Source organism: Koromonas soli (genome assembly GCF_059726265.1).
Map to the genome: position 1 here is coordinate 2,181,870 of NZ_AP040872.1, position 25,302 is coordinate 2,207,171.

A 25,302-nucleotide genomic window follows, 5' to 3' on the forward strand; every position below is an offset into this window, starting at 1 on the left:
GGGCTTCGCGAGTTCTTCTTGAATCCAATACTGGAAATCATTTCTTGCGACAGACGAGGTCGCCCGTGCCAATGGGGACCAGTACCGAATCCATGCGATCGTCAGATAATGCCCGGTCAAGCATAGGACGAAGCTCGCGCTCATGGCTGATGGCGTTGTCTGCAACGAGGATTCCGCCGCGAGCCATGCGGGGCACGACAAGGTCGTAGCAGGGACCGTAGATATCCTTCTCGGCATCGAGAAAGCAGAACGCGATAGCCCCCTCGAAGCAAGGCAGGTGCTCGAGAGCGTCACCGTGGATTAGGTCTATGGCGTCCATCACCCCCGCGGTGGAAAAGGTCTCGCGGGCGAGTGCAACTTTGTGGGCGTCAATCTCGAAGGTGGTGACACGGCGACTGCTGGCGCGGGCTGCCAGCGCGAGCCAGAGCGTTGAATAACCTGCGCTGGTCCCAATCTCTACGATTGCTCCCGAAGGCGCCGAGGCCGCTAGGATCGCGATGAGCCGGGCGGCATCGGGGGGAACCTGCCGAAGGCGTTTGCTATGCGGGGTGCCGTCATTGCGGTCACGGAGATCAATGGCCTCGAGTTCGCGCATCCGGGAAAGCATGGAGGAAGAAATCTCTTCGAACATGGGACCGAATTGTAAAACATCTCCCCCGGATGCCCGTTATCGCGCGCCCGCACCTCTTATTCGCAAACGGCTGATGCTCTCCTTGAGTTCCGTGGAGTCAGGAGTGTATTGCAGAGCGATGGTATAGGAATTGAGCGCCTGAGAATACATCCCTGCGCCTTCAAAAGCTTTGCCCTGGAGCACTAAAAGCTGAGCGTTTGGAGAGATCGAAACAGCGTGCGTAATGTCCGTGACTGCCTGCCGAAACTTCCCTTCCTTCATAAAGGTTTGTCCTCGAGCCGCCAGGGTGCGATAGGCGCCAGGGTTCATCTGCAGAACCGAGGTGAAAGCACTCTCGGCATTGGCGTAGTCGCCCATCAGGAAATACGCGGTTCCAAGATTGTGGTGCGCGTGCTCGGCCAGCTCTGCCGAGATGGGCCATTGAATGGCGCGCTTGTATGCCTCAGCGCTCTGCTCCAGGTTCCCATGTTGCAGATGATAGTTGCCGATATTAAACAGCGCCAAGCTGGAATGAGGATCGAGTTGAAGCGCGATCTCGAAATGGCGAAGGCCCTCGTCTGAGTTGCCAGCGTCGTTCCAGGCTTCGCCAAGGTTTGTCTCAATCAGCTTGTTGGGATGCGAGGTTACCCGCTCGGCATGGGTAAACAGCGTCAGGCTGTCTTGCCAATGCTCGAGGGTCGAATGCATCGCGAAGGCGTATCCGGAAACAGCACAGAAACCAATGATGGCGAGTACAGGTCTGGCAATGGGAACACGCGTGGCGAACTCGGATGCGCCCCAAACGACGATGATGAAGATTCCGATCAGTGGCGTGTAAGCATAGCGATCAGCCATAGCCTGCCCGCCCACCTGGACGATGCCAATGACGGGCAGGAGCGAGACGACGTAAGTTGCCCATCCGACCGGCAGATATCGTTGGCGTCGATAGGTGATGGCCAACGCTGTTATTACAGCGAGTATCAGCACTGCGATGAGCACCCGGGCCAGAGAGATCGAGTTCTCCGGGTGCGGGTAGAAGATGGATAAATTCGACGGCCATGCAGCCTTCTGCAAGTAAGCCAAGTAGGAGACTGCAGCATTCTCGAGGCGCGTCGAAAGTGGAAACCTCTCGGCAAGGGCTCCAGCCGAGCGCTGCGAAAGTATAGCTATCGCAGACGACAGGGCGCTAAGAAGAAAGAGTGGCAACTTCTCTACAAACCGCTTCGTGAATTTCGATGTACTGCGCTCTTCCTCAACGCGATGCAGCGGCCAGTAATCGAGAAGCAGGAGAATGGCAGGCATGGTGACCGCCATCGGCTTCGCGATGAGAGCAAGGACGAATGCCGCTATGACCAGAGAATACCGGCGCCAGCCCGGCGCTTTCACGTACCAGCCATAGGCTAAGACCATCAGCAGACTAAAGAGCGCGCTGAGAAGAGTTTTGCGTTCCGCGACCCATGCGACGCTTTCCACGTTCAGAGGATGAATCGCAAACAGTGCCGCAACAAAGAAGCTTCGCCACGGAGCTTTCGTTCCCTTTGCCAGAAGTAAGAAAAGCAGGAAAACGTTGGCGGCATGCAGCAGGAGATTCGAATAATGATGTCCCGAGGGATTGAGTCCGAAAGCCTGGACATCCAGCATGTGTGAGAGCCAAGTCAGCGGGTGCCAGTTTCCGGTGATCTGATTGGTGAACGCCCATTTGACGTTGCTGCTCGTGAGGCCAGTCACCACATGCGGATTGTTGTAAACGTACTGATCATCGTCGAAGTTGATGAACTTGTGCTTCGCAACTGGTCCGTAGAGCAGCAACGTCATGCAAAGCAGCATTCCCGAGAGCAATAGAAAAAGGCGGTTCGGGGGAATCTGCAACAGGGATGGGCGCGGTTCACAGCTCGCGGTTCCTGAAATGGGCATTTGCTTTTCGAGCGCTTGCAAGAGTATCTCCAGCGCGCAAGTCATTTCGTTCTTAGGATTTATTCACTCTAGCTCCACCAGAAATTGAACGCAATCAGGTTCCGTGCGCAAAAATCGAACAGAGTGAAAGAAAACCAATAGACATTTCGTTGTACTAGTTATACGTTTTGTTTCGTGGAAACGAGAAATAGTGACGCACGCAATGGCGCTCCGCTTTTCAACCGAATCTCGGTGCTGCGCGCGGAGCGCGGCCTGAGTCGGCAAGAGCTGGCCGATGCCGTGGGAATCAATTACCAGACGGTCGGCTATATGGAGCGTGGCGACTACAACCCGAGTTTGGAGTTGGCTTTTCGGCTGAGCGAGTTCTTCCGACTGCCGATCGAGGCAATCTTCTCGCGAGAGCCATTTCGGCCTCTGAGCGAAGAAGTGTATGGCAGGAAGGGCGGGAAGGAGACAGAGATATGAGACGCGCAAGTCTGTTCGGAGTCTCAATGCATTCCATGCGGCGACGAAGAGAGCTGGTACTGGCAGCCTATGCCCTGCTCGCGACCGCTCTATACGTTTGCGCTTCGGTTGATGTCCGCGCGCTGGGATGGTGCGCTGCGGTCTGGTTGATTCCACTGGAGGTCACGCGACGGCTCTTTGAACGCGCATCGAATCTACCCCCAATCGGGTATGCCGTCCGAGGAGCATGGTGCAGAGGCGCAGGAAACGTTTCGCTCGACGAGCGTGAAGCCAGGGTTCGGGACTCCGCCTTCTTTGTGGCCTACTGGCTGATCGGATTGACGGCGCTGGGAATGTGGCTCACGCTTACCGAGCTATATGTCTTCAAGCAAAACAGCATTGTACCGGCTGCCCTGATGTTTTCCTTTGTGCTCATGACGCTGTGTTTCACGTTGCCACAGGCGGTGGTGTTGTGGACTGAACCGGATCTTCCGGAGGAGGGATAGCCATGTTTCAGGAAGCGAGGCTGTGCGGAATATCTTTCCGTAATCGCGAAAGACGGCAGGCGCTGGTAGTGGGGACTTATGCTTTCGCAATTCTGTATCTGGGCCTCATTGCATTCGCTCCACTGCACATATCCAGCTTACTGTCGAACGGATTTGGCTTGGTCCTAATAGGGATCACACATTACATTTTCGGCAGCATAGTGCATCAGCAGACGTTTCCGGATCGCAGGCAGGAGCAGATTCAATCGCTTGGAATGAGTCCCCGACTAATCGGGAGCGAAACAGAGCTCGACGAGTATGAGGCGGCTGTGCGGAACGATGCGTACTATAAGGCCTACAAAATCGTTACGTGGTGCGCGGTAGTGATCACTCCGGCGATGGTGTTCATGCTCACCAGTGGGCAGAAGACTCTGGTACTGCTGGGCGGAGATGCCGTGCTGCTGCTTGGAATTCTGTTCTTCTCAATTCCGCAGGCGATAATCCTCTGGAGTCAGCCAGACTTGGTGGATTAAGGAAACACGGTGACATCGAGTCGGCGCGGCACAGATAAAGGAAAGAGATTTCCTGGGCCGAACCGCACAATGTGACTCTCGTCACGCCACTCTGTGATAGAGTACCCGGATTGCATTTTGGGCTCACTTCACACAAGACGGAGTTCATTGATGTCCACTGCCCCTGTAGAACACACGACCGGCACGCTTAACCCACATCCGGGTCCAGAGCACGTACAGCATGTGTTTCAGATCGCTTCCGGCATTCTTATGTGTGCGGCTTTGCACGCTGTTCTCAAGTGCCGCATTCCCGACCAGCTTGCGGCTGGAGCGAAAAACGTCAGCGAGATGGCGGGAGCCGCAGACGTAAACGAGCAGGCGTTAGGCCGCTGCCTCCGTGCTGTGGCCTCGGCCGGAATCTTCACCGAGATCTCGCCCGGGTACTACGCCAACACCCCAGCGTCGGAAGTTCTGCGCTCGGATCATCCGTCGCAGGCGTTCGACGCGGCACTGTGGCTGACGAATTCGTTCCACTTCCGCACCTATGCCGAGTTTTCGCACTCATTGAAGACGGGCGAGACGTGCGTGGAGCAGGCTGTTGGAGTGCCTTGTTTCGACTACTTCCATACCGACCAGGAGTGCAACAGGGAATTCAACAATGCGATGACGGCGATCACGGCTATGGTGGTTCCGGCGGTGCTCGCAACGTATGACTTCTCTGGGATGGGAACGCTGTGCGATGTTGCCGGCGGGCATGGACTGCTGCTGACCAGCATTCTGCAGAAGCATCCGGACATGAAAGGCATTGTGTTCGATCTCGATCATGTGATTGAGCAGACACGCGAGCGCGTGAAGGCGGCAGGATTGGAAGAGCGATGCCAGGCGGTGAGCGGCAACTTCTTTGAGAGCGTGCCGGTGGCCGACAGTTACATCATGAAGCACATCATTCATGACTGGGAAGAATCGAAGGCTCTGACGATTCTGCGCAATTGTGCGAAGTCGATGAATGGCGATGGGAAGATCCTGCTGGTCGAAGCTATCCTGCCCGAGGGAGACGAGCCACACATGGGCAAGTTGATCGACCTGGAAATGATGGCGATGCCGGGCGGACAGGAGAGAACAGCAGGCGAGTATCGAGATCTGCTGGCCAAAGCGGGGCTTCGCCTGCAGAGAATCGTTCCGAATGATTCGCCGCTTTCGGTGATCGAAGCCGTGAAAGCCAACCGCTGAGAGTTATAACCGAGCGCGGTTCGCGCGCCATAATTGGTGAGATTGAAACTGCTCCAGAGAGCACGGTCTCTGGAGCAGTTCCCTTTTACGAGCCTACTTCTTCTCCCCAGCTTGGGCGCTGATATTTGCCGGAGCCCACGTCCATGATGCATTCCTCAAGGACATCGAGAGCAACATCGGCTTGCTGCTTGGTTACGATGAGCGGCGGACTCAGGCGCAGGGTGTTCGTCCCGCAACCGAGGAAGAGAATTCCCTTCTCGAAGGCTAGCTCGACGACATGATCGCGTTGTTCGCCAGCGGGGGCCTTGGTGTGTTTATCGACGACCAGTTCGATGCCGATCATCAGGCCGCGGCCGCGAACATCGCCTACGAGCGGCAGTCTTTGTGGCCAATCGTAGATGCGGGAGAGAATGTGTTCGCCAACATCGTGAGCGTTGTCGAGCAGCTCGCGCTCAATGATGTCGATGGTTTTGAGAGCGGCAGCGATTGCCACGGGGTTTCCACCGAAGGTAGAAGCATGGGAACCGGGAACCCAGTCCATGATATCGGCGCGCGTGATGAGGGCCGATAACGGCAAGCCGCTGGCGATGCCCTTGGCTACGCAAATCATGTCCGGAGCCACGCCGGAGTGTTCGATAGCCCACCACTTGCCCGTGCGTCCCATGCCGGACTGCACTTCATCCACGATCAGCAGAATGCCATGCTTGTCGCAGAGACGACGGAGTTCCTGAAGGAATGCCGGGGGCGCGGGTAGGTAGCCGCCTTCTCCCTGGAATGCCTCGACCACAATGGCAGCGCACTCTTCAGGTGGAACTTCCGTGCGGAAGATCCAATCCTCGATGTATCGCGCAACATCGCGAGAGTACTGCTCGGGATCGCTGCCCGCAGGACGACGATACAGATTTGGATAAGGCACATGCACCACGCCCGGAACTAGCGGCGAGAAGCGGCGTCGCTGCTGCGCTTTGGAACAGGTCAGCGAGAGCGCTCCCATCGTGCGTCCGTGGAAGGCACCGTGGAAAGCAATGATGTGCTGCCGCCGCGTGTGATAGCGCGCAAGCTTGAGTGCGGCCTCAACAGCTTCGGCACCGGAGTTGCCGTAGTGAACACGATGCGGGCCGGGCATGGGCGCGATCTGCGATAACCGGGCGGCGAGCTCGGTAAGCTGCGGATAGTAAAAGTCGGTGCCGGACATGTGCAGCAGTTCAGCCGACTGCTTCTGTATGGCTTCGACCACTTCCGGATGACAGTGTCCAGTGGATGTGACAGCGATGCCGGCTGAGAAGTCGAAGAATTCGTTGCCGTCCACATCTTCTATCACGATGCCGCGACCACGCTTGGCGACCAAGGGGTAGGAACGAGTATAGGACGGTGAGATGAGCCGGTTGTCGTCGGCGATGATCTTACGGGCGGTAGGCCCGGGAAGCTTGGTGCGGATGATGGGGGCATCCGTCGCTGCAACGGTCATGTTCGAGGGTGGCATGGGTTCCTCCTGAATGCTTTGCTCTGGTGCGGACAGGTATAACGGTGCGGGCCAATGTTCCCGACGAGAGAAGCGCGATCAGGAGCAACAGCCAGCAATATATGTGCGGAGGAGTATGAACCTAGTCGCCAGAGAACAGGTTTGGGCGGCAGTGCGAAGGAGAATCCACAAGATCGGCCCGAGGAGAGGCGAACCGTGACCAGATGGTGCGCGCGGAAACGCTGCGCGTGAATCCATGATCGCGATACGAGCGCGGCTGCGGATGAGAGCTCATGAACAGCATACGGCGCACCCCTCCAAAGAGGTGGCCAGATTATAACCCGATTCTGGGCAGGTAAACGGGCTTTATGTTGTGGGTCAGAGTAGACAAAAAGGCCCCCGTCCGGGAAGAGCCGGAACGGGGACGTTGTGAGTTGCAGCATTTGCTACAGACTGAAGGAGAGTATCTCCTCGACCTTCTCAGGTCCTATGTCCTGACGCTCTCCAAGTTTGTTCCAGCCAAGGTAGTCAAGAACGCTTAGCGATGCTGGTGGGCAGGTCATAGCCCTTGAAATGCGATTTGACGCCGACGCCTTCAAAGAAGGAGCGGGTGGCCTCGATGGCTTTGTCAATCCGCTGCTCCTCGCTGCCGTCATGAATGTTCCAGATACGTTCGGCATATTGCAACAGCTTCGTATGCTTGTTTGGGCGACATGCGGCCAATGTTCCGGGATAGGTAATGGCAAGCGTGCGGGCATAGATTGAGGAATTCAAACTTCTGCATAGAGCAATGCCCCCACGGCTATGAGCTGCGCAAACTTCGCTGCAACTCTTCGCGTTCGAATATTGGGCCTCGGATCTGGTTCGATCTGTGACCGCCGCACCTGAGCCAGTGCCGTAAAATTTCCGGCTTGTTGCGGCATAGGAAGGCACGCCCGTAGAATCGAAGTGCGATTCTAAAAGACTCATTCTGATCTGATTTCCGTACGAAGGAAGATAATGGCGCTCGATTTGTATAACTCACTTAGCGGCAGGATTGAAGAGTTTGCACCGGCAGAGGGCGATACGGTGCGCTTCTATGCCTGCGGTCCCACGGTTTATGACTACGGCCACATCGGTAATTTCCGCACGTTCGTCGCGGTGGACGTCTTCCGCCGCTACATGCGCCAGAGCGGGCTGAAGCTGATGCACGTCATGAACATCACCGACGTGGACGACAAGATCATCAAGAACGCAAACCAGCGCGGAGTGCCAATCGGCGAGTACACGAAGAAGTTCGAGAAGGCATTCTTGGAAGACATGGAGACGCTGGGGATCGAGCAGCCGGAACGCATTTCGCGCGCAACCGAGCACATCACTGAGATGGCGCGGTTCATACGCAAGCTGGCGGATAAGGGCTATGCTTACCAGGCCGAGGACGGTTCGTGGTACTTCCGCATAGCCAAATTCCCGGAGTATGGAAAGCTAAGCAAGAAGGACTTCGCCGGGATGATTACCGATGGCGGCGGCAGGACGGACGCGGACGAGTATGAAAAGGACGACGCCCGGGATTTCGCGCTGTGGAAGGCTCCGAAAGAAGGCGAGGCGAGCTGGGACACGGAGATTGGGCGCGGTCGTCCGGGGTGGCATATCGAGTGCTCCACGATGGCAATGGAGTACCTGGGCGAAACGTTCGATCTGCACGCGGGCGGCGAAGATCTGATGTTCCCGCATCACGAGAACGAGATCGCGCAAAGCGAGTCGCTGACCGGGAAGACTTTCGCGCGACACTGGATGCATGTGCGTTTTCTGCTGGTGGAAGGGCAGAAGATGTCGAAGTCGCTGGGAAACTTCTTTACCCTGCGCGACCTGGTACTGATGGGCCACAAGCCTTCGTCGATCCGATTGCTGCTTTCGTCGGTTCCCTATCGCAAGCAGTTGAATTTCACCTTCGACGGATTGGTGCAGTCGGCAAACTCGGTGGAGCGCTTCAGAAATTTCAAGCTGCGGCTTGAAACTGATCACTGGCCCGAGGGTGCGAATCCTGAAATCTCAGAGATGGCTAAGAAGGCCGTGTGCGAAATGCAAAAGGCTCTGGATGACGATCTGAACACGGCGCAAGCACTAGCTGCGATCTTCGATCTGGTTCGAGATGTGAACGCCGCGGCCGACCATGGCAAGGTTAAGAAGGACGACATTCCGGCGCTGCTCGATGCTTTGGCGAAGTTCGACGAGATCTTTGCCGTGTTGAAAGACGAAGACGGCGCGCACGTGAAGGCAATCGTTGACTGGGCCAAGGCGGAGGGCCTGGAGGACAAGATCAGTCCGGCCACGCTGGAAATTGCGAAAAGCGCGGCATTGAGCGACGCGCAGGTCGAAGAGTTGGTGGCGAAGCATTCAGCAGCGCGCAAGGCGAAGGATTTCAAGACGAGCGATGCCGTTCGCGATGAACTCTTGGCGCAAGGAATTGTGTTGGAAAATACAAAGGACGGCGTGAGGTGGCGGAGGAAGTAAGCCGCGCTCCACTCGCACTCTCCAAAGAGCGGCCATTACGCCGCTCTTTACGTTTAATTCGCGTTCTGTAGGGGGCTAATCGCCTGTGGGTTCAACCGGTTCGAGGTCGAGAGCTTCTTTCTCTGTGGCGCGATGCTGAACCTTGGCTCCGGTCACGAGAATCACTGACAGGATGACGACCACGGAGCCCGCAAGCATGTAACGGTCCATCTTCTCGCCATGAAACGCGCAACCGAGTATGAGAGCGATGATCGGGTTGACGTAAGCATAAGTAGCGACTTTCGCGATGGCAACGTTCTTTAGCAGCCACACGTACGCGGTAAAACCAATGAGCGATCCGGCGAAGATCAGATAAACGATAGCCCACAGAGAACTGGCGGCCCACGTGGCGCGGTGGAAGTCTCCGAAGAGAACGGACAGAACACAGCAGAGGAGTCCGGCGAAGAGCATTTGCCAGCCGCTTGCAGTATAAGGATCGACTGTAATATGCCAGCGCCGGGTAAGGATCGACCCGGTCGCCCAACTGATGCTGGAAAGTAGTACGAGCACGGAGCCGAAGAGCTGGCGGCCTCCAAAATTGGTGTGGCCGGAGATGTCAGGCCAGAGCAGAATTGCTACCCCGAGAACGCCGAGGACGATTCCCGCGAGACCGCGAGGCGAAAGATGGTCGGTGCTATGGCTGATGCGTTCGAGAATGAGAAACCAGAGCGGAGTAACGGCAATGAACAAAGCCGCAAGTCCGGTTGGAATGTAGGTTTCCGCCCATCCAAGCACCACGTTCGCAGTTACGAGCAGCAGAATTCCGATAACGGCAAGGCGCAGGAGATCGCGGCGCGGCATCAGAATGCGGTGGCCGCCGAGAGCCCGGATACCGAGCATGAGCAGTCCGGCTGTGGTGAAGCGCAGACCGCCCATGATAAGCGGCGTGAGGTGGTCCACCGAGAGTCGGATTGCGAGATAAGTGGAGCCCCAGAGCACATAAACCAGCGCAAATGCGATCACAACGTGCAGGCGTCTGGGGGTTGTAACTTGGTTCATGGGATACATCAACTTTATCAGGTTTACAGGACAGTGGAACGAGGCACCGAAACAGAGCTGCCGTTGCACTTGTAAGTTGGACTTTCAAGCGGCAGAATCATAACGACATGCATGGACGCGGTTTCGACGAAGGTTCGGTTGTGTTGTTGACGCTGCACTCGCCGCGGCAGAAATACTTTGGCATTCTGCTCAGGCTGACGGCAGCGGGGGTGGAGCTGCGCGGCGTGTCGCTCGAGTCGCTGGACGATCTGGCCAGGCAGATCCGTGCAGGCGAGCGGGCGGGAGCTTCAACACTGTTCTTCCCCATGCACAGAGTGGAACAAATGGAGCTCGATATGCCTGCTGGCGAGCTACCTTCACTGGCTGAAAGCTTTGCGTCAAACGCCGGGCGCTCGGTGAAGGAAGTCTTTGCAACCGGTGAGAAATGCGCATAACCAACCAGTTCTGGACAGCCCCGAACCAATTAACGCTAATGCGTCTGTTTTTTATCCCTTTCATAAACATCTGCATTGTGGACAGGCGATATCAGACAGCGCTGGTACTGGTGGTAATTGCCGGGTTGAGCGACGGGTTGGACGGGCTGGCAGCAAGGCTGCTTCATCAGAAAACCAAGCTTGGCGAATATCTGGACCCGATCGCCGATAAGCTGCTACTCAGCTCGCTATTTCTGGTGATGAGTTCCAACCAGCTCATCCCTTGGCACTATACGGTGCTGGTATTCTCGCGCGATCTGTCGATCCTGGTGATCTCGGCGCTGCTGTACACCGTCGGGCTAAGGGATTTCCGGCCGGGAATATTTGGCAAGGTAAACACGGGGTTCCAAATTGCCGCAGTGTTCTTCGCGCTGCTGGCTAAGGTTTACAGGGCGGACGTAATACTGATCATCCGGCAGGTGCTGCTGTACGAGGTATTCGCGTTCACGCTGGCATCGGCGCTGCATTACGTTTTGCTTACGGGCCAGAGATTGAAGAAGCTACCAACCGTGAAGTGAAATCGACGGAAAAATAGAAGCCCACATCCGCGCATAGCTGATGTGGGCTTTTACTTTGGATTCTTCCCTTTCCTACCAGGGAGAGGGGCCGGGATGGTAGGAGTGGCCATCGAGAACGTGGTGTTCCCCTTCGTTGGCCGCGTCAATAACCTTGTAGGGTGTAGGGACTTCGAACAACGGCGCAGGCTGGTCTCCACGGGAAATCTTGGTGATGGTGGTGACGAGTTCGCCAGCCCACGGGTCACGATGCATGCTACGCATTACAAGATCGAGTTCGGGCGAGAACCACTGCTCGCTCACAATATTAATGGGGCGGTCATTGCCGATTTGTCCGGCAGGCAAAGTGGTGATCACCCGCGTGCCGAGCGTACGAAATCCCAGAATCGTCTGCTCGCCGAGGTTCTCAGTACGTACAGGATTGGGCGCAGCAAGGAATGGCTGATCGATGCGTACGGCAGGAGGGGCGCTGGACGCGGCAGCCGACTCGGCCGACAGAAAACTAGTATTCAGCTGCCCGGGAACAACGCCGTTCGATGTATTCGGCTCGCCGCGGTGGCGAGGGGAAAACCCATGGAGCCGCCAGTGCGACGTGCCAGTGGAAGGTGCGGGCGACGCCGGGGTGGCGGAGTTGCTAGTCCCTTCCTTAGAGTTCGCCGATAGCAGCGTAGTTCCGGATCCTTGCGCGTTTACCCGGGCTACATAGGAGGGACCGGCGGCGTTGAGCTCGTAGCGATGCGCGATCATTTCCTGAGGATCAAGAACGTAGCCGTAGCCGAGCTTCTGATCGATGATGGTGATGAAGGTCGCCGCGGAAACAGCAGCGGAAACCCCGGGCATCGAGAGCTGCGATTCGCGGCGGATGCGGCCAAGGGCATCGCGATAGATGGTGGAGGTCGTGGCACGCGAGATCCGATTGCCGTCGGTAAAGCTCTGGTGGTGTTCGGTGCGGAATTCGGCAAAGACCGGCTTGCCGATGGTAGCCTTGGCTCCGAGAGGACTGGCAACGCCCATCATGGAAGAGGAAATGGAAATAGGCGGAGGTGCGATCTGAACAGTAATAGGAGGAACCGAGTCGTTGGACGCGGGAGCGGCTGAAGCCTGTCCGCTGGAGGCAGAAGGAACAGGTACCTGTGCAGCGGTTTCCTGCGCCAGCGTGGAATGCGGCAGCACTGCCATGAAACCCGCAAGCGAAAGCGAAGCAGCGCTAATCAGACGAACCTTCATTTGCATGGAACTCCCGACCTTTTCACATCAGTGATCATTCGGACACCATTCATGACTCTGATTCGCGACATAATCTCAAGTACCACAGAACTACAGCGCATCGTTCACTAGCCTTTCCAAATCCCGCTCCAGCAGAAAACACTCGAACGGCAGCCCGCTAATTCGCGACACGGATGGCGCGGGCGACGCCATCGGGACCGATTACGACCTCAGCATTGACGAAAGCATTGCCAACTGTCTGTCCTACATTGGGCTTCACCTGCCCAACCGGAACCTTGATCTTTACCACCTGCATAGGTCCTGAACAGATAACAGGATCGCAATACATAAGGTTCGAGTAGCCGGGCCAAGTGGAACTGGCGGACTGAGCCACATTGCTCGACGCCCCCGTGCTGGCGAGCCTCATGACACTGGGTGCGCTTGGCGATATCTGTGTCACAGGCTCGGAGTCATAACTCTGAGCCCCGGAGTAAGCGATGGTGGGCCGCGAAACGCGCGCCACAACTGGAGCCGGAGATTGAGAACGTTCGGAGGTAAAAGCCGCCGACGCAAGCTGAGACTCGGCCGCCTGGAGTTGCGATGCAATGGAGCGCGACCGCTGCTTAAGGCTGCGTGCGGCAGGCGAAGCAGCGCGAGTGGCCGAACTGGACGCCACTGCGACATTGCCGGAATCTCGTGCCGGAGCGGTGGTCTGCGGCGCGGCAGGCGCCGTAGCGATAGTGGGAGCGCTGACCGTGGGTGTGCCCGTCCACAGGTGGACAGCCGAACCGAATACGGCAAATACGAGTGCGGCGGCAGCAGCTCCGCTCAGCCATGTGCGGGAGCCCGATGCGCGTGCAGTCCACGAGCGAGGCGATGCCCACTCCGGAACGAAGCTGCGCGCCTGAGGCGTGTGCAGTCGCGCCGCCGGAGCCGCGTCAGACACTGGCGTGGAGTTCCAGGCGGCGCGCCGTTGCTGAAGTCGGCGATAGGACTCCATTACAGCGCGATCCGTGGCACGCGACGGACCGGAAGGCGTCACCGCGGCCAACTTTCGCAGGCTAGACTGCAAACTGCTACGGGCGCGAAGGTGCGAGCTGCAGCGCTCGCACTGTTGCGCGTGCTGGCTCGCCTCCGGATGGAGGATGCCGGAAATCATCTCGTCGATGTGAGAGTCAAAGTCTTTGCATCTCATAGCAAACACCCTTGAATGAGTCCACCAGCCTGTTTGCCAGAGGGCTGGATACGAGTTTCGAGCTTTTTTGCGAGCAGGCTGTGAGCGCGATTAAGGCGCGAACGTACGGTTCCCAAATTGCAGCCGAGCTGGGCACTGGCATCGGCGTAAGACATTTCACAGAGATCGCAGAGAACAACCACTTCGCGGTAATGAGACGGGAGCGATTGCACGGCTTCGCGGACAAGGTCAACAGTCTCACCCCGGAGAACTTCGCCGACCGTGTCGTGAGAACTTTCCAGCACAAGCTCGACCTCCTCGCCCCGCTCGTTCTCAGAGGTCAACGGCTCGACTCGGGCCTCGGAACGATAGGCACGCCGGACAAAGTTGCGCGCAATACCGAGAAGGAAAGACACTACCTGGCCCTTGGATTCATCGAACTTCTCGCCTTCCTCCATCAATGTAATGAAGGAGTCGTGGGTGATGTCCTCGGCGAGTGATACCGAACCAGTCATATGCAGAGCGAAGCGATAAACATTTCCTTTTAAACGTTCGTAAAGCGCAGCAAAGGCTTCCTCGTCACCTGAGATGGCGAGGCGGAGGAGTTCGGGCTCCGATAGAACATCGGTCAAGGGCATCGAGCTCACGGCATTGCGGACAACCTGTAGTCCTTACAGTATTACCGACAGGCCGGGGGTTAGTTCCACAAATTTAAGATGAGTTTGCGAAGAACTGGGGTGGATGCTGCTTGAGCAAGACCTGATAAGAGCCTAGAGAAGGCAGCAGGCCCATCGGGAAAGAGTATCTGCTTCCCGGGCAAGCCAGCAAAAGCGCGCACCGCCCGGAGAGAGATAGCTTCACCACGCCATCATCTTTATGGCTGCTCAGATCTCGTAGTCCTCAGGGACCTCCTGATTGGTGAAGAACTCACGATAGATGCTCCTGCGCAGATCGGCGACAGAAGCGCTGGTGCGGTCGCGCGGACGGGGCAAATCGACCCGGACGATGCGTTTGATAGTGCCGGGCCGGGGCGACATGATCACAATGCGGTCGGCAAGGAAGATTGCCTCGTCGATGTCATGAGTGACCAGGATCATGGTGCTGCGATGGGCGCTCCAGATCCTGAGAAGCTCATGCTGCATGCGTATGCGGGTGAGAGCGTCAAGAGCTCCGAATGGTTCGTCAAGCAACAGCAGTTGAGGACGGCTTACTAGTGCGCGGGCGATGGCAACACGCTGAGCCATTCCGCCGGAGAGCTGGTGAGGGTAGCTGAGCTCGAACCCACGAAGGCCGACTAGTTGGATTGAGTCCGCTACTCGGGTGTCGCGCTCGGTGGCAGGCAGCTCGCGGATGCCGAATGCAACATTCTCCTGCACGGTAAGCCACGGAAGAAGGCGATGCTCCTGGAACACCAGCCCGCGGTCCAGCCCCGGGCCGGTAATGCGTTCACCGCCGAGCACGACGGCTCCGCTGTAATTGCCTTCGAGCCCGGCAACGATCCGGAGCAGCGTTGTCTTGCCGCATCCGCTGCCGCCGACAATGCAGGTGAACTCCCCGGCAGGGATGCTCAGGTTTATGTCCTCAACGACAAGCAATGAGCTGCCGTTGGAGCCGAAGCTCTTGGTCACCGAACGAACTTCGAGCGAGCCGTTTTGCGCGACGCCGGAGAGCGCCTCAGCCGATGGCACGTCAATACTACTCACCTGAATCTCCTCGCCCATGTCACTGGGTCTTGTAACGCAAAAGCCTGAGGCCAAGCCGCTCCAGCAAAAAGTCAGTTGTCTTGCCGAGAATGGCGAACAGAATCACCGAAGCCAGGATGACCGAGGCTCGCCCTGTCATCTGCCCGTCGATCATCAGGAAGCCGAGGCCGCGGCTTGCTCCCATCAGTTCGGCGGCGACCACGAACATCCACGCCAGCCCCAATCCGCTGCGAAGACCGACGAAATACTCCGGCAGCGCGGCTGGCAGAATGACCCGGCGAATCATTTGAACAGCGTTGAGGCGGTAGATGCGCCCGACCTCAATCAGCTTGGGATCGACGTGGCTCATGCCGCTGGAAAGATTCAGGTACACGGGAAAGAAGGCTCCCAAGGCGATGAGCGCGATCTTGGAAGTTTCCTGTATACCAAGCCAAAGCAGGAACAATGGCACCCACGCCATCGACGGGATATTGCGCAACGCGTGAAGCAGCGGGTCGAGCAGTTTGCGCGCAATCGATACATATCCGGTGAGCCCACCGAGGAGCGTACCGACCGCCGCACCGATCAGAAAGCCAACGGTGATACGCCAGACCGTGATTTCAAGATGCCTCCACAGTTCGCCAGTACGAGCAAGGTCGACGATGGTTTGCGCAACGACCGATGGTGCCGGAAGCGCATTGGGAGGAAACACTCCCGCGCGGGAAAGCAGTTCCCACGCGATTACTCCGATGACGGGCACCACGAGGCCAAGCAATCGTGAGGGCACGACACGCTTCGCATGGTGTATGGACCGCTCGCGTATCGCCGCAAGCGGTAGCAAGGTTGTCTCTTGTGTGGCACTGCTCATTGTCGTGTTCTCGATGCGTTACACATGCCGTTCTACTTGCTCGCGACGGTTACGCGGACGTACTGCGGATCAATCAGTTCATTTGCACCTGCAGCTACGTCTGTGCTGCTTGCAATGACGCCACTCTTCTTCAGCACGTCGGCAGAGGAGGAGATGACCTTCTTCTGCTCATCGCCAATAACGGAGTTGCTGATGTTGGTGCGTTCGAGCACCTTGGCACCCACCGCATCAGTTAGCTTGGCATCGCGCACGTAAAGAGCTTTGAATTCCGCAGGGTTCTGGAGAGCCCAGAGGCGAGCCTTCTCGTAGGCGGCAAGCACGCGTTTCACGTAATCCGCATGTTGCTTTGCAAACTCCTCGCGAACGTTGAGCACGCCGTAGCTGTTGAGCGATAGGTCGCGATGGAACAAGCGCGAGCCTTTCTCGACTTCAGTCTGCGCCATCAGGGGATCGAGGCCGGCCCACGCATCAACGTCGCCGCGCTCGAGAGCGTTTCTGCCGTCGGAGTGCTGGAGCGGAACGATCTCTACATCCTTCTCGCTAAGTCCTGCCTGATACAGCGAGCGAAGCAGGAAGACATGAGGATCGGTACCACGGGTCACAGCGATCTTCTTACCCTTGAGATCTTCTACCTTCGCGATCGGGCTGTCTTTGCGAACGACTAACGCCGTCCATTCGGGTTGCGAATAGACGTAGATCGTCTTGATGGGGTTTCCGTTGGATTTGCCGATGAAGGCTGCGGCACCCGCGGTGGAACCGAAATCCACGCTCTTGCTGTTCAACAGTTCGAGCGACTTGTTGCTGCCCTGGCTCAGTGTCCACTCAACGCGTACGCCATCTTTTGCAAGGTCGTCTTCAAGGAAATGCTTTTCCTTGAGAACGAGGCTAAGCGGGTTGTAGTAGGCGTAATCGATCTTGAGTACTTCTGGTTTGCCATTGTCGGCAGTCTTGTTGCACCCAGCAAGCGAAAACACAATGGCCAAAAGGACAAATGCGGCAGCTGATCGAATCGATAGATTTCTCAAAATAGTCTCCAAGTGGTTTCGCTCGATGGCGGAATCATTGTTCAGTGAATGTGTGATCAGCATTTGCGATCGCCGCTTGATCCGTGTCCGCGAAGGTGTACAAGGTGCTTGTAATCAGGGTGCGAAGGATCGTTTTCTATGACCTCGCGCTCTTGGACGTAAAGGCGAATGTTGGTGCTGTCGTACAACTTACGGTCTTCGCCGACGTGGCATACCTTCGAGCAGACGCCACAAGGCCAACGGTTTTCGGCCGCGAGTTCCTGGTGCACCTGGGTGCACTTCACGGCATCCAGTTCGCCGATTCGCGAGTTGGGACGAGGGCTGAGAGCCTGCGATGGACAGAGCCTTCCGCAGATCTTGCAACCAGTGCAGAGGTCTTTTGCAATCATCGGATCGCCGGGAAGCTTTGCGGCCGTCACAACCGATACGTATCGCACGCGGGGCCCGTATTTCGGATTGAGCAGGTTATGGCTATAACCAATGGTGCCAAGGCCGGCGTACTTGCCCGCATAGACCTGACTGAAGCACGCCGCCATTTTCTTCAACAGAATCTCGAGGCTGCCATAGCCATCGCGCGGCATGAAGATCGATGCGTGCCCAAGGTTATTCAGCCAGACGGAGAGGCGATAACCCATCTGATCAAGCAGCACATTCGTCGTGTCGTAGAGAACCGTGTGGTTGATGGATGGCGTACTTTCCACGATGGGCAGCAGCATGGGAACACCGAGTACGATGACAGTTTCAGCCTTACGCCAGATGGTTTGCGGCCAGTACTGCGTCTCGAGTTCGTTGTATTCAGGCCATCGGGAAGCAGGAGCAAACCCGACGAGGTCGGCCCCAAGCTTTCTTGCCTCTCTGACAATCTTTTTCTTTAACGCCGCTCCATCCATAACAGCAGAACCTCACATTTGAATCGCCTGAATTCAAAGCAAAATAAAAAACCCACCCGATTGAGTCCGGCGGGTGGGTTGGTACTTCAGATCCTGGTTTAGATAAGTGCTATACCGTGATCTCCCTTGCGCCAGATGAATTCGTGCAGCAACACATGCACATGCAACACATGCACATCATTCGTCCGGTCTGGCAACAAAGCTTCATACGGTTTTGTGGTTATACCTGAATTTGCTCTCAGGAGTCAATGACGATTGTGCCCTGTACGGGCGGGCACTATGGCGAAAGTAGGGGAACCCGAAATGCACGGACTTGCACTTACGGACACATTCTGACAGCAATCTGCTTGCATTCAGGACGCAAGACTTCGGTTACAAAAATGCTCACGTGTTGCTTCGTCACGACATGAAATGAGCACGTTCGACAAGAAGATGAACGAATCTACACGAAATCCCCCGAGCCCGGGTCAGAATGCATGCCAATGAGTGCGATTGATCACCGTACAGCCGCTCGCTTCCCATTGCGGATTCCAGTGGAGATACTGTTTGACGATGGTGCCAAGCTTAGTGTCATCACTAGAGATGTCAGCGCAAGTGGAGTGTTCCTTAGCGTAAACAGGAGTATCGATCTGAAAGATCCTATCCGCTTCCTGATTACGTTTCCCAAGGAGATTACGACCTCCTGCAGGATCGTCACTCTGTGCGACGGAAGTATTGTGCGCAAGGAACCTGGAGGAGAGTGGGATGGGCTCGCGATAAAGATAGAACGATATGAATTCCTGGGATCGAAGCCGTGAAGGCAGCTTGCGCCCCGGGGCATGGGCGCTAGCTCCGGCGCCGTGCACGCGCGCGGAAATCGCGATTCTCAACGACGCTGTCGATCCGATATACGATCGAGTTCCCTTCGCGGCAAGCGTAGGCGAGCCGTGCGCGCTCGCTGCCATCGCCTTGAATCCTCCAGCTTGAGTCCTCACGTGCGAGCTTAAGTTGTGCTCGGGTGCGCCACCACGCATTCACCTGATCGGGAGTGGAAATGAAGGTTTCACCCTGCTCGCTCAGTTTATTGAGATGTGTCAATAGCTTGCGGTAGAGCCCCTGCCGCAGACTGCTCTGAATGTAATCAGGATGGACCAGAATGCTGATGAGTCCATGCTGCTGCTGAATGGCTTCGATCTGCTGTAACCAGAGGTCAATCGAGGTTTGGCGCAATAAATCGAACAAAGCATAGTCTTGAGCCGTGGTAAGAGGGATCTCGAGTAGCTTGCCAATGAAGTAAGGAAAGACCGTACAACAACCGCCCTGCTGTGGTTCGAGATGAGCGACGTTGGGCACAGACATGTCGTACTCGAACTCGAGCGCGTCATACCAGTGCTGATTTCGATACATGGCACCGGCTCGGAACCCCGCAGCTTGGAACTCATGGCCATAACGATTAATAGCCGAGAGGCGCTGCATGAAAGTATGTTCAGACAGGAACAGGTTGCCGGCGTGATCGAGGTCATGAACATTGATCCCAAATCCTCGTTCGCGGATTTCCGACAGGAATTCGGAGGAAACCGGGTAACGACGCTCAGGGATGACCTGGAAAGATGCTCGTATCCCGTGCTCCTCATCAATCCGCATGAGGGTGGGAGAGAAATCTCTTCCGCGGCGGGTTTCAATGTCGTGGGTGACGATGACACAAGAATTGTGGCCCTCAGGCCAAAACCAAATAAAGGGGATCGAGTCGATTCCCTGTGCGCTCATCAGTAGTACAAGTTGTTGTCGCCGAAGGTCCTCAACGCTGACGTCCACCGGCCACGAAGGAAATGGAATATCCTGCCAGCCGGAAAAGTAAAGGCGCTGTAGGTATTTGCGAATGCATACCGGAAGCAGCGGGCGCAACCCGTAGTAAGCGGGACGAAGCAATCTGCCGATAGGATGTCGTTGTTGAGACGAAAGCGAGTACTGCTCTAGAAGGAACTGGTCGATGCACTCGTCGGAAAGCTGAGGAAATTCCGCTGCCTCGGCGGCGGAAATAGAATCCACCAGTGATTCCGGCAATCGATAGTGCTCGAGTAATCGTCGCATCCGATGGGCGAGGCAGTCGCATGGTTGATTCGGTTTCGCATCCAGAAAAGCTCTGCTACCTGCCTACTCTGAAATAAGATGCGTGACTTAGCCTATATGAGGGTACAGAAACTTCCCTGTCGCCTTCAAAGCGTAATCCGGCAGATGGGATAAGACCTGATCAGCAAGATGCGTCACCCACTCCGGAGACTTCCGATGTGAAGGTGGCTCTTTCCAGCAACGTAAGTATGTAAGGCGGGTGCGCCGCGCGCCGAGGCGGTCCTTGAATGTGGCAAGTCCTTCATCGCCTATGTCGGAGCGTCCTAGATCAAGCTCCCGCATACCCTGATCGTGTGATTCCTGAATGGTTCTCCAGAAAAGGAAAGGCATGCCGCCGAGCGGGTTGAAGTGCTCGTGACTGCAGCCATATTTATAGGTAACGACTTGCTTGAACGTGAGTGTCATGACCGCTGCGACTGGAACTCTTTCTTTGTAGGCGACACGCAGGAGTAACCGTTGGCCCCTCGATTCGGACAAATTGCGAAACCAGGCAAACGGCTGCGGTGGCATGCCATGGCGCCGACGCGTTCTCACCAGAAGCGAATAAAAGTGCGAGAGAAGCACTTCAGAGTTTCCGCGTTCATAACGCAGCCCTTCCCTCTCTGCGCGGCGGACCTTCCGCTGGATGCAGTCGCGATGCATGTTGCGAAACAATCCATCCAGCGGTGCTTCAAGAGACAACGTGTGTCGGTAGAAGGTCTCGCTCATTTGCAGGCTGTCCACGGAGCTGAATAGCTCGTCTGGGCAAGATGGCCGGAGCTCAAAATACTCGAAATTCTGTGCCATCATGCGTTCGCGAACGTGAGCCAAAATCTCATGCGTCGCTTCCGCGGATGCTAATGGGTCGCAATGATCGGAGAACGGAAGTGAAACCAGGCGGCGGCCGGTAATCCAGCTATTTACATTGCAAAACACGATCGCGTCCTGTATCGGCTGATCCGGTGAGGAAGTGGTAAAGGCGCGAGACCGATAATCGTAGGTCCTGAAGAGCGCCTCAAGCCATGCACGGCTATGAAACACGCCAGCTTTTGGGTGCTGTAGCAGAAAGCTTTCCCACCTGGAATCTGCTAGCGGATTGATCTCAAAAACCGGCAACCTGGAGCCCTCAAGGTATAGGCACGCTACTTTGGCCCAAACGCTTGATGTTAGCCGAAGCAGGTAAATTGCCAAAGTTCGATTGACCTTTTAAGAACCTGGATTCCGATCCTGCTACGCATAAATCTCGATTTGTGTCATCATCAGCAGCTTCGGGTGCCGGCGGATTTCAGCATCTGATTGAAGCCAGAGTGCATGAAGAGAAAATTAGCAACATTATTCGTTCCCTGCTTCGTAGACCAACTTGCGCCACAGGTGGCCATGGACATGGCTACAGTGTTGAAGCGCATTGGGTTTGACGTGTATTTCCCAGAGGAGCAGACCTGCTGCGGACAGCCCGCGTTCAATGCCGGCTTCTGGGACGAGGCTCGTCCCGTGGCCGAGAGATTCGTTCGCGTGTTCCGTGACGCGGAAGCCGTGGTCTGCCCTTCGGGTTCGTGCACAGCTCTGGTGCGTTGCTCCTATCCCGAATTGCTTGGCAAGAGCGCATTGCGAGAAGACGCAATCTCGCTGGCAAAGCGTGTGTTTGAGTTTTCGGAGTTTCTGGTGGACATAGCGGGTGTGACCGACGTGGGCGCATCGTTTCCGAAGGCAGTGACATACCACGACTCCTGCCACCTTCTGCGGGAATTGCACATCAAGGAGCAGCCGCGAAAGTTGTTGCGAGGCGTTCGCGACCTGCGGTTCGTTGATCTGGGAGCGAGCGAGGAATGCTGCGGATTCGGCGGAGTCTTCTCAGTCAAGTTTCCTGAGATTTCTGGCGCCATGGGAGAGGTAAAGGCCGGGAACATCGAAGCTTCCGGAGCGGAGTTTGTCACAGCGTGCGACCCGAGCTGCCTCATGCAAATTGACGGAGTTCTTCGACGACGAAAAGCGGCCGTCCAAGCTATTCACCTGGCGAGCATATTGGCACAACAGAGTTAAGGAAATCGGATGAGCAATACGGCCCAGGAATTCCATCGGCAAGCGCTGATCAAGACCGAAGATCTTGTACATCGCAAGACAATCCGGTGGGCGATTGATACCTATGACAAGTCCGTGGCCAAAGGGCGCGCCCGCTTCGCAGACTGGGAAGCAGCGAGGCAGCGTTGCTATGAAATCAAGTGGGACGCCGTCAACCACCTGGACAGCTACCTCGAAGAGTTCGAAGCCAACGTACTGAAGCGTGGTGGCAAGGTGTTCTGGGCGGCGGATGCAGAGCAGGCCTGCAAGTACATAGCTGAACTAGCGGCAGACCGTGGCGTAAAAAGCATCGTCAAATCGAAGTCGATGGTCACGGAGGAGATTCATCTCAATCCCCTGCTGGAAAGCAAAGGCTTCCGCGTATGGGAGACGGATCTCGGCGAGTATATCGTGCAGTTGCGGAATGAGCCTCCGTACCACATTGTGACTCCGGCAATGCACCTGAGTCGCGCCGATATTGCAAAGCTGTTCCAGGAAAAGATTCCCGAGGACGTTTCAGGTGATACCCATGAGGAGTTGGTCGCCGCGGCCAGGCGAGCACTGCGACGAGCTTTCTTCTCCGCCGAGATGGGAATCAGCGGAGCGAACTTCCTGGTTGCAGAAACCGGAATGATTGCGCTCACCAGTAACGAGGGCAATGCACGTCTCTGTACAAGCGTGCCGCGTATTCACGTTGCGGTGGCAGGAATCGAGAAGATCATCCCTCGGATGCAGGACCTCGCGACCCTCTGGCCTGTATTGGCGACGGCAGGAACCGGACAGAATCTGACCACCTACAGTTCCCTGTTTGGAGGGCCGCGCGCGCAGGGCGAAGCGGATGGCCCGGAAGAGTTTCACGTAGTACTGCTCGACAACGGACGAAGCGCGCTCCTGGCGGATGCGGAGCAACGCGATTTACTGCAATGCATACGTTGCGGCGCTTGCCTGAATGCTTGTCCCGTATATCGGAATGTCGGTGGGCATACCTACGCCACAACCTACCAAGGCCCGATTGGCTCGGCTCTTACGCCGAACCTCCGCGGAGTGGCCGAATATCAGCATCTGTCTTACGCTTCCTCGCTCTGCGGCAACTGCTCCAGCGTATGCCCGGTGAAGATCGACATTGCGAAACACCTGCTGCACAACCGCCGCAATGCCGTCGCAATGGGCGCTCGTCCGTGGTTGGAGAAGACGGGAATGAGGTTCTGGCGATGGGCAATGATGAGCAGAATCCGATTTACTCTCATCGGGAAGATTGCCCGTACCATTCTGCGGATGACCGGGAGCCTCGGAGCACGTTTGCTTGCTCCATGGACAAAGAAGCGCGAGCTTCCAAACATCCCAAGGCGTTCATTCCGGGAGATGTGGAGGGAGCGTGGCATTCAATAGCAATAATCGCGGTGCTCGTGAACAGATACTTAGAAAGGTTCGGGCTGCAGTAAAACTCGCCGCTCCGAAGAAAGAATCGATGAATACGGGACAAATCTTTCCTCCCGTCACCGGCGACCTTGTCGAGCGATTTCGGGCGGAGTCCGTCGCTAACTACGTGGAAGTGCGGGTAGCGGCCGACTCGTCCCAAACGGCGGAGGCACTGACGGAAGTATTGGATTCGCTGCCCGGGGGCGAGGTGTTCGTGCAAGACTCTCCAGAATTGCGGGATCTAGCTGCCGACGCCATCAGGGAGCGCGTGATTCGGTGGTCAAGTGTATCGGGACCCGCAGAGGCTTCACGTGCGACGATCAGTCGATGCGAGGCGCTCGTTGCCATGACGGGATCCATCCTGGTTTCGAGCGGCGGATGCGGGGGCCGTGGTGCGTCAGTCGTCGCGCCATGCCATATTGTGATCGCCCATCAGCATCAGCTTGTGCCCGATCTCGAGACCGCACTAGGAAAGGCGCGGGAGATCGCGTTTGAGAACTCCTACGTGGGGCTGATCACCGGATGCAGTCGCACGGCTGACATCGAAAAGCTGCTCGTAATCGGCGCCCACGGCCCACGAAGAGTTGTCGTGATACTGCAAACCGGGCAATGATCGCAGGGCAAGCCTTGTGCATTTTTCTGCACAGGCGTTCCAAAGCACTTACCCCGTCCAGATGCAGGCTGTCATTCCCTCCGGAGGAGCTTTTGCACCTTCTCAAGAAGAAGAAAATGTTTTCCCACCGGACTCCCTCCTTTTATCCCTCGTACGGCAGCACTGGAGAATGAATGCAGCAGAGCACGACTTCGTTCGTGGTCACCCCGATGACCAAAACGGAGCCACATATGCACCCTTCTGAAGGCCAATGAAAACAAAGCAGTTCCTTTTTCGCCTCCGCTTCCTTCGCTTCGGAAGAGCTAGCTTTTCGGAGTCCTCGTTTGGAACTGAATGTGCTGAGGTGTGAGTGGGTGATGGGAGTATTGCACCTGCTTTCAGGTGATCTCCCGGATTTCCACAGAGTGCCACATGGGACTCAGAGGGCGAAGCTGTGGCTAGTGCGGTTCAATTCAATTCGATCGAATCGGCAAGCAAACCACTGTGGTACGCATTGCAGACGCGAGCTCGCCACGAGATGCGAATCGGAAAAGACCTTCAGCAGAGGGGTATCCGAGCCTTCGTGCCGACCATTACTGAAACGCATCGCTGGAGCGACCGCAAGAAGCTCGTAGAACTGCCGCTGTTCGCCTGCTACGTGTTCGTGAACATGATCGCCAATGCTGCGGAACGACTAGAGGTGTTGAAGACCGCCGGAGTCTTCAGCTTCGTTCGCGTCAACGGCGCCCCGGCTTCAATCCCCGACTCGCAGATCGAAAGCGTGCAGACGGTACTTGCCAATCGGCTTCCGGTATCTGCTTGCGGATTCATTCACATCGGTCAGCGTGTACGGATTCGTGGCGGCTCGCTGGACGGCGTCGAGGGCATTTTGACGGCGAGCAAGGGGATGAACAAGTTGGTGATCTCGGTTGACCTGCTGCAACAGTCACTAGAAGTTTCAGTCGAAGGTTACAGAATCGAGCCAGTGTAATTCGCACCAGGTAAGCTCAAAAGCATTATTAGATGGTTATCATTCGCTTTATTTAGTGACCGCATACAGCGTTAGTACAAACATCCAAGCAAATCTCTTCCGCTGTTTGTAGTGTCTTCTGCACTAAAGCTTA

26 protein-coding genes are annotated in these 25,302 nt (G+C 56.4%); 12 read left to right on the plus strand and 14 right to left on the minus strand.

The window, feature by feature from the left end; genetic code table 11:
- Positions 1-37: 37 nt before the first annotated feature.
- The gene (locus AC6IY8_RS09515; protein WP_497778558.1) at positions 38-607 is read right to left on the minus strand and encodes an O-methyltransferase; all 570 of its coding nucleotides are present in this window, start codon (positions 605-607) and stop codon (positions 38-40) included.
- Between the two features lie 60 nt (positions 608-667).
- Positions 668-2,524 carry a tetratricopeptide repeat protein gene (locus tag AC6IY8_RS09520; protein ID WP_497778559.1) on the minus strand — a complete coding sequence of 619 codons (1,857 nt, stop codon included), beginning with the start codon at positions 2,522-2,524 and terminating at the stop codon, positions 668-670.
- A gap of 174 nt (positions 2,525-2,698) precedes the next feature.
- On the opposite strand from AC6IY8_RS09520, the gene AC6IY8_RS09525 reads away from it, so the two are divergent.
- The 4 genes from AC6IY8_RS09525 to AC6IY8_RS09540 all read left to right on the plus strand — a co-directional run bounded on the left by AC6IY8_RS09525 (position 2,699) and on the right by AC6IY8_RS09540 (position 5,195).
- Positions 2,699-2,989 carry a helix-turn-helix transcriptional regulator gene (locus AC6IY8_RS09525; RefSeq protein WP_497778560.1) on the plus strand — a complete coding sequence of 97 codons (291 nt, stop codon included), beginning with the start codon at positions 2,699-2,701 and terminating at the stop codon, positions 2,987-2,989.
- Positions 2,986-3,474 (plus strand): hypothetical protein, encoded by a 489-nt coding sequence (locus AC6IY8_RS09530; protein ID WP_497778561.1) that lies wholly within the window; start codon positions 2,986-2,988, stop codon positions 3,472-3,474. Before AC6IY8_RS09525 ends, AC6IY8_RS09530 begins: the two co-directional genes overlap by 4 nt.
- Before the next feature lie 2 nt (positions 3,475-3,476).
- Positions 3,477-3,986 carry a hypothetical protein gene (locus AC6IY8_RS09535; protein ID WP_497778562.1) on the plus strand — a complete coding sequence of 170 codons (510 nt, stop codon included), beginning with the start codon at positions 3,477-3,479 and terminating at the stop codon, positions 3,984-3,986.
- A gap of 150 nt (positions 3,987-4,136) precedes the next feature.
- The gene (locus AC6IY8_RS09540; RefSeq protein WP_497778563.1) at positions 4,137-5,195 is read left to right on the plus strand and encodes a methyltransferase; all 1,059 of its coding nucleotides are present in this window, start codon (positions 4,137-4,139) and stop codon (positions 5,193-5,195) included.
- 85 nt (positions 5,196-5,280) lie between these two features.
- Here the strand turns inward: AC6IY8_RS09540 and AC6IY8_RS09545 are convergent, their stop codons facing one another.
- Positions 5,281-6,678: an acetyl ornithine aminotransferase family protein gene (locus tag AC6IY8_RS09545; protein ID WP_497778564.1), complete on the minus strand. Its 1,398-nt coding sequence runs from the start codon at positions 6,676-6,678 to the stop codon at positions 5,281-5,283.
- Between the two features lie 507 nt (positions 6,679-7,185).
- Positions 7,186-7,626, minus strand: a complete 441-nt coding sequence (locus AC6IY8_RS09550) for a hypothetical protein (protein WP_497778565.1) — start codon at positions 7,624-7,626, stop codon at positions 7,186-7,188.
- A gap of 30 nt (positions 7,627-7,656) precedes the next feature.
- Here AC6IY8_RS09550 and cysS point away from each other — a divergent pair, with 30 nt between their 5' ends.
- On the plus strand, positions 7,657-9,150 hold the full coding sequence (gene cysS / locus AC6IY8_RS09555; protein WP_497778566.1) for a cysteine--tRNA ligase: 1,494 nt from the start codon (positions 7,657-7,659) through the stop codon (positions 9,148-9,150).
- 75 nt (positions 9,151-9,225) lie between these two features.
- Here the strand turns inward: cysS and AC6IY8_RS09560 are convergent, their stop codons facing one another.
- Entirely contained in the window at positions 9,226-10,188 is a 963-nt protein-coding gene (locus AC6IY8_RS09560) for an EamA family transporter (protein WP_497778567.1), read from the minus strand.
- Positions 10,189-10,295: 107 nt separating this feature from the next.
- Here AC6IY8_RS09560 and AC6IY8_RS09565 point away from each other — a divergent pair, with 107 nt between their 5' ends.
- Positions 10,296-10,622 (plus strand): hypothetical protein, encoded by a 327-nt coding sequence (locus AC6IY8_RS09565; protein WP_497778568.1) that lies wholly within the window; start codon positions 10,296-10,298, stop codon positions 10,620-10,622.
- Entirely contained in the window at positions 10,613-11,179 is a 567-nt protein-coding gene (locus AC6IY8_RS09570) for a CDP-alcohol phosphatidyltransferase family protein (protein WP_497778569.1), read from the plus strand. Before AC6IY8_RS09565 ends, AC6IY8_RS09570 begins: the two co-directional genes overlap by 10 nt.
- A 72-nt stretch (positions 11,180-11,251) precedes the next feature.
- Here the strand turns inward: AC6IY8_RS09570 and AC6IY8_RS09575 are convergent, their stop codons facing one another.
- The 7 genes from AC6IY8_RS09575 to AC6IY8_RS09605 form a co-directional block, all read right to left on the minus strand.
- Positions 11,252-12,403, minus strand: coding sequence for a hypothetical protein (locus AC6IY8_RS09575; RefSeq protein WP_497778570.1), 1,152 nt, complete (start codon positions 12,401-12,403; stop codon positions 11,252-11,254).
- Between the two features lie 157 nt (positions 12,404-12,560).
- Positions 12,561-13,577 carry an anti-sigma factor gene (locus AC6IY8_RS09580; protein ID WP_497778571.1) on the minus strand — a complete coding sequence of 339 codons (1,017 nt, stop codon included), beginning with the start codon at positions 13,575-13,577 and terminating at the stop codon, positions 12,561-12,563.
- Positions 13,574-14,194: an RNA polymerase sigma factor gene (locus AC6IY8_RS09585; RefSeq protein WP_497778572.1), complete on the minus strand. Its 621-nt coding sequence runs from the start codon at positions 14,192-14,194 to the stop codon at positions 13,574-13,576. Before AC6IY8_RS09585 ends, AC6IY8_RS09580 begins: the two co-directional genes overlap by 4 nt.
- Positions 14,195-14,440: 246 nt before the next feature.
- The gene (locus tag AC6IY8_RS09590) at positions 14,441-15,259 is read right to left on the minus strand and encodes an ABC transporter ATP-binding protein (protein WP_497778573.1); all 819 of its coding nucleotides are present in this window, start codon (positions 15,257-15,259) and stop codon (positions 14,441-14,443) included.
- 19 nt (positions 15,260-15,278) lie between these two features.
- Positions 15,279-16,106: an ABC transporter permease gene (locus AC6IY8_RS09595; RefSeq protein WP_497778574.1), complete on the minus strand. Its 828-nt coding sequence runs from the start codon at positions 16,104-16,106 to the stop codon at positions 15,279-15,281.
- Between the two features lie 32 nt (positions 16,107-16,138).
- Entirely contained in the window at positions 16,139-17,131 is a 993-nt protein-coding gene (locus AC6IY8_RS09600; RefSeq protein WP_497778575.1) for an aliphatic sulfonate ABC transporter substrate-binding protein, read from the minus strand.
- Positions 17,132-17,187: 56 nt separating this feature from the next.
- Positions 17,188-18,021: a hypothetical protein gene (locus AC6IY8_RS09605; protein WP_497778576.1), complete on the minus strand. Its 834-nt coding sequence runs from the start codon at positions 18,019-18,021 to the stop codon at positions 17,188-17,190.
- 482 nt (positions 18,022-18,503) lie between these two features.
- Between AC6IY8_RS09605 and AC6IY8_RS09610 the strand changes: the two genes are divergently transcribed.
- The gene (locus AC6IY8_RS09610; protein ID WP_497778577.1) at positions 18,504-18,818 is read left to right on the plus strand and encodes a PilZ domain-containing protein; all 315 of its coding nucleotides are present in this window, start codon (positions 18,504-18,506) and stop codon (positions 18,816-18,818) included.
- 28 nt (positions 18,819-18,846) lie between these two features.
- Here AC6IY8_RS09610 and AC6IY8_RS09615 read toward each other — a convergent pair whose 3' ends face one another.
- Complete coding sequence (locus AC6IY8_RS09615; protein ID WP_497778578.1) at positions 18,847-20,049, minus strand: polysaccharide deacetylase family protein; 1,203 nt, start codon at positions 20,047-20,049, stop codon at positions 18,847-18,849.
- A 129-nt stretch (positions 20,050-20,178) separates the two neighbouring features.
- On the minus strand, positions 20,179-21,150 hold the full coding sequence (locus AC6IY8_RS09620; protein WP_497778579.1) for a GNAT family N-acetyltransferase: 972 nt from the start codon (positions 21,148-21,150) through the stop codon (positions 20,179-20,181).
- Between the two features lie 270 nt (positions 21,151-21,420).
- Between AC6IY8_RS09620 and AC6IY8_RS09625 the strand changes: the two genes are divergently transcribed.
- The 4 genes from AC6IY8_RS09625 (at position 21,421) to nusG (ending at position 25,169) form a co-directional block, all read left to right on the plus strand.
- Positions 21,421-22,149, plus strand: coding sequence for a (Fe-S)-binding protein (locus AC6IY8_RS09625; protein ID WP_497778580.1), 729 nt, complete (start codon positions 21,421-21,423; stop codon positions 22,147-22,149).
- Between the two features lie 9 nt (positions 22,150-22,158).
- Positions 22,159-23,556, plus strand: a complete 1,398-nt coding sequence (locus AC6IY8_RS09630) for a LutB/LldF family L-lactate oxidation iron-sulfur protein (RefSeq protein ID WP_497778581.1) — start codon at positions 22,159-22,161, stop codon at positions 23,554-23,556.
- Entirely contained in the window at positions 23,543-24,199 is a 657-nt protein-coding gene (locus AC6IY8_RS09635) for a LutC/YkgG family protein (protein ID WP_497778582.1), read from the plus strand. The genes AC6IY8_RS09630 and AC6IY8_RS09635 overlap by 14 nt, the downstream gene beginning before the upstream one ends.
- A 433-nt stretch (positions 24,200-24,632) precedes the next feature.
- A complete protein-coding gene (nusG, locus tag AC6IY8_RS09640; protein ID WP_497778583.1) occupies positions 24,633-25,169 on the plus strand; it encodes a transcription termination/antitermination protein NusG in 537 nt (178 codons plus the stop codon).
- Positions 25,170-25,302: the final 133 nt, after the last annotated feature.

Bases quoted from the DNA above. Each gene is read 5' to 3' on its own strand.
- AC6IY8_RS09515 (WP_497778558.1), bottom strand. From the start codon at position 607: ATGCTTTCCCGGATGCGCGAACTCGAGGCCATTGATCTCCGTGACCGC.
- AC6IY8_RS09520 (WP_497778559.1), bottom strand. From the start codon at position 2,524: ATGCCCATTTCAGGAACCGCGAGCTGTGAACCGCGCCCATCCCTGTTG.
- AC6IY8_RS09530 (WP_497778561.1), top strand. From the start codon at position 2,986: ATGAGACGCGCAAGTCTGTTCGGAGTCTCAATGCATTCCATGCGGCGA.
- AC6IY8_RS09535 (WP_497778562.1), top strand. From the start codon at position 3,477: ATGTTTCAGGAAGCGAGGCTGTGCGGAATATCTTTCCGTAATCGCGAA.
- AC6IY8_RS09540 (WP_497778563.1), top strand. From the start codon at position 4,137: ATGTCCACTGCCCCTGTAGAACACACGACCGGCACGCTTAACCCACAT.
- AC6IY8_RS09545 (WP_497778564.1), bottom strand. From the start codon at position 6,678: ATGCCACCCTCGAACATGACCGTTGCAGCGACGGATGCCCCCATCATC.
- AC6IY8_RS09550 (WP_497778565.1), bottom strand. From the start codon at position 7,626: ATGAGTCTTTTAGAATCGCACTTCGATTCTACGGGCGTGCCTTCCTAT.
- cysS (WP_497778566.1), top strand. From the start codon at position 7,657: ATGGCGCTCGATTTGTATAACTCACTTAGCGGCAGGATTGAAGAGTTT.
- AC6IY8_RS09560 (WP_497778567.1), bottom strand. From the start codon at position 10,188: ATGAACCAAGTTACAACCCCCAGACGCCTGCACGTTGTGATCGCATTT.
- AC6IY8_RS09565 (WP_497778568.1), top strand. From the start codon at position 10,296: ATGCATGGACGCGGTTTCGACGAAGGTTCGGTTGTGTTGTTGACGCTG.
- AC6IY8_RS09570 (WP_497778569.1), top strand. From the start codon at position 10,613: ATGCGCATAACCAACCAGTTCTGGACAGCCCCGAACCAATTAACGCTA.
- AC6IY8_RS09575 (WP_497778570.1), bottom strand. From the start codon at position 12,403: ATGAAGGTTCGTCTGATTAGCGCTGCTTCGCTTTCGCTTGCGGGTTTC.
- AC6IY8_RS09580 (WP_497778571.1), bottom strand. From the start codon at position 13,577: ATGAGATGCAAAGACTTTGACTCTCACATCGACGAGATGATTTCCGGC.
- AC6IY8_RS09585 (WP_497778572.1), bottom strand. From the start codon at position 14,194: ATGCCCTTGACCGATGTTCTATCGGAGCCCGAACTCCTCCGCCTCGCC.
- AC6IY8_RS09595 (WP_497778574.1), bottom strand. From the start codon at position 16,106: ATGAGCAGTGCCACACAAGAGACAACCTTGCTACCGCTTGCGGCGATA.
- AC6IY8_RS09605 (WP_497778576.1), bottom strand. From the start codon at position 18,021: ATGGATGGAGCGGCGTTAAAGAAAAAGATTGTCAGAGAGGCAAGAAAG.
- AC6IY8_RS09610 (WP_497778577.1), top strand. From the start codon at position 18,504: ATGAGTGCGATTGATCACCGTACAGCCGCTCGCTTCCCATTGCGGATT.
- AC6IY8_RS09625 (WP_497778580.1), top strand. From the start codon at position 21,421: ATGAAGAGAAAATTAGCAACATTATTCGTTCCCTGCTTCGTAGACCAA.
- AC6IY8_RS09630 (WP_497778581.1), top strand. From the start codon at position 22,159: ATGAGCAATACGGCCCAGGAATTCCATCGGCAAGCGCTGATCAAGACC.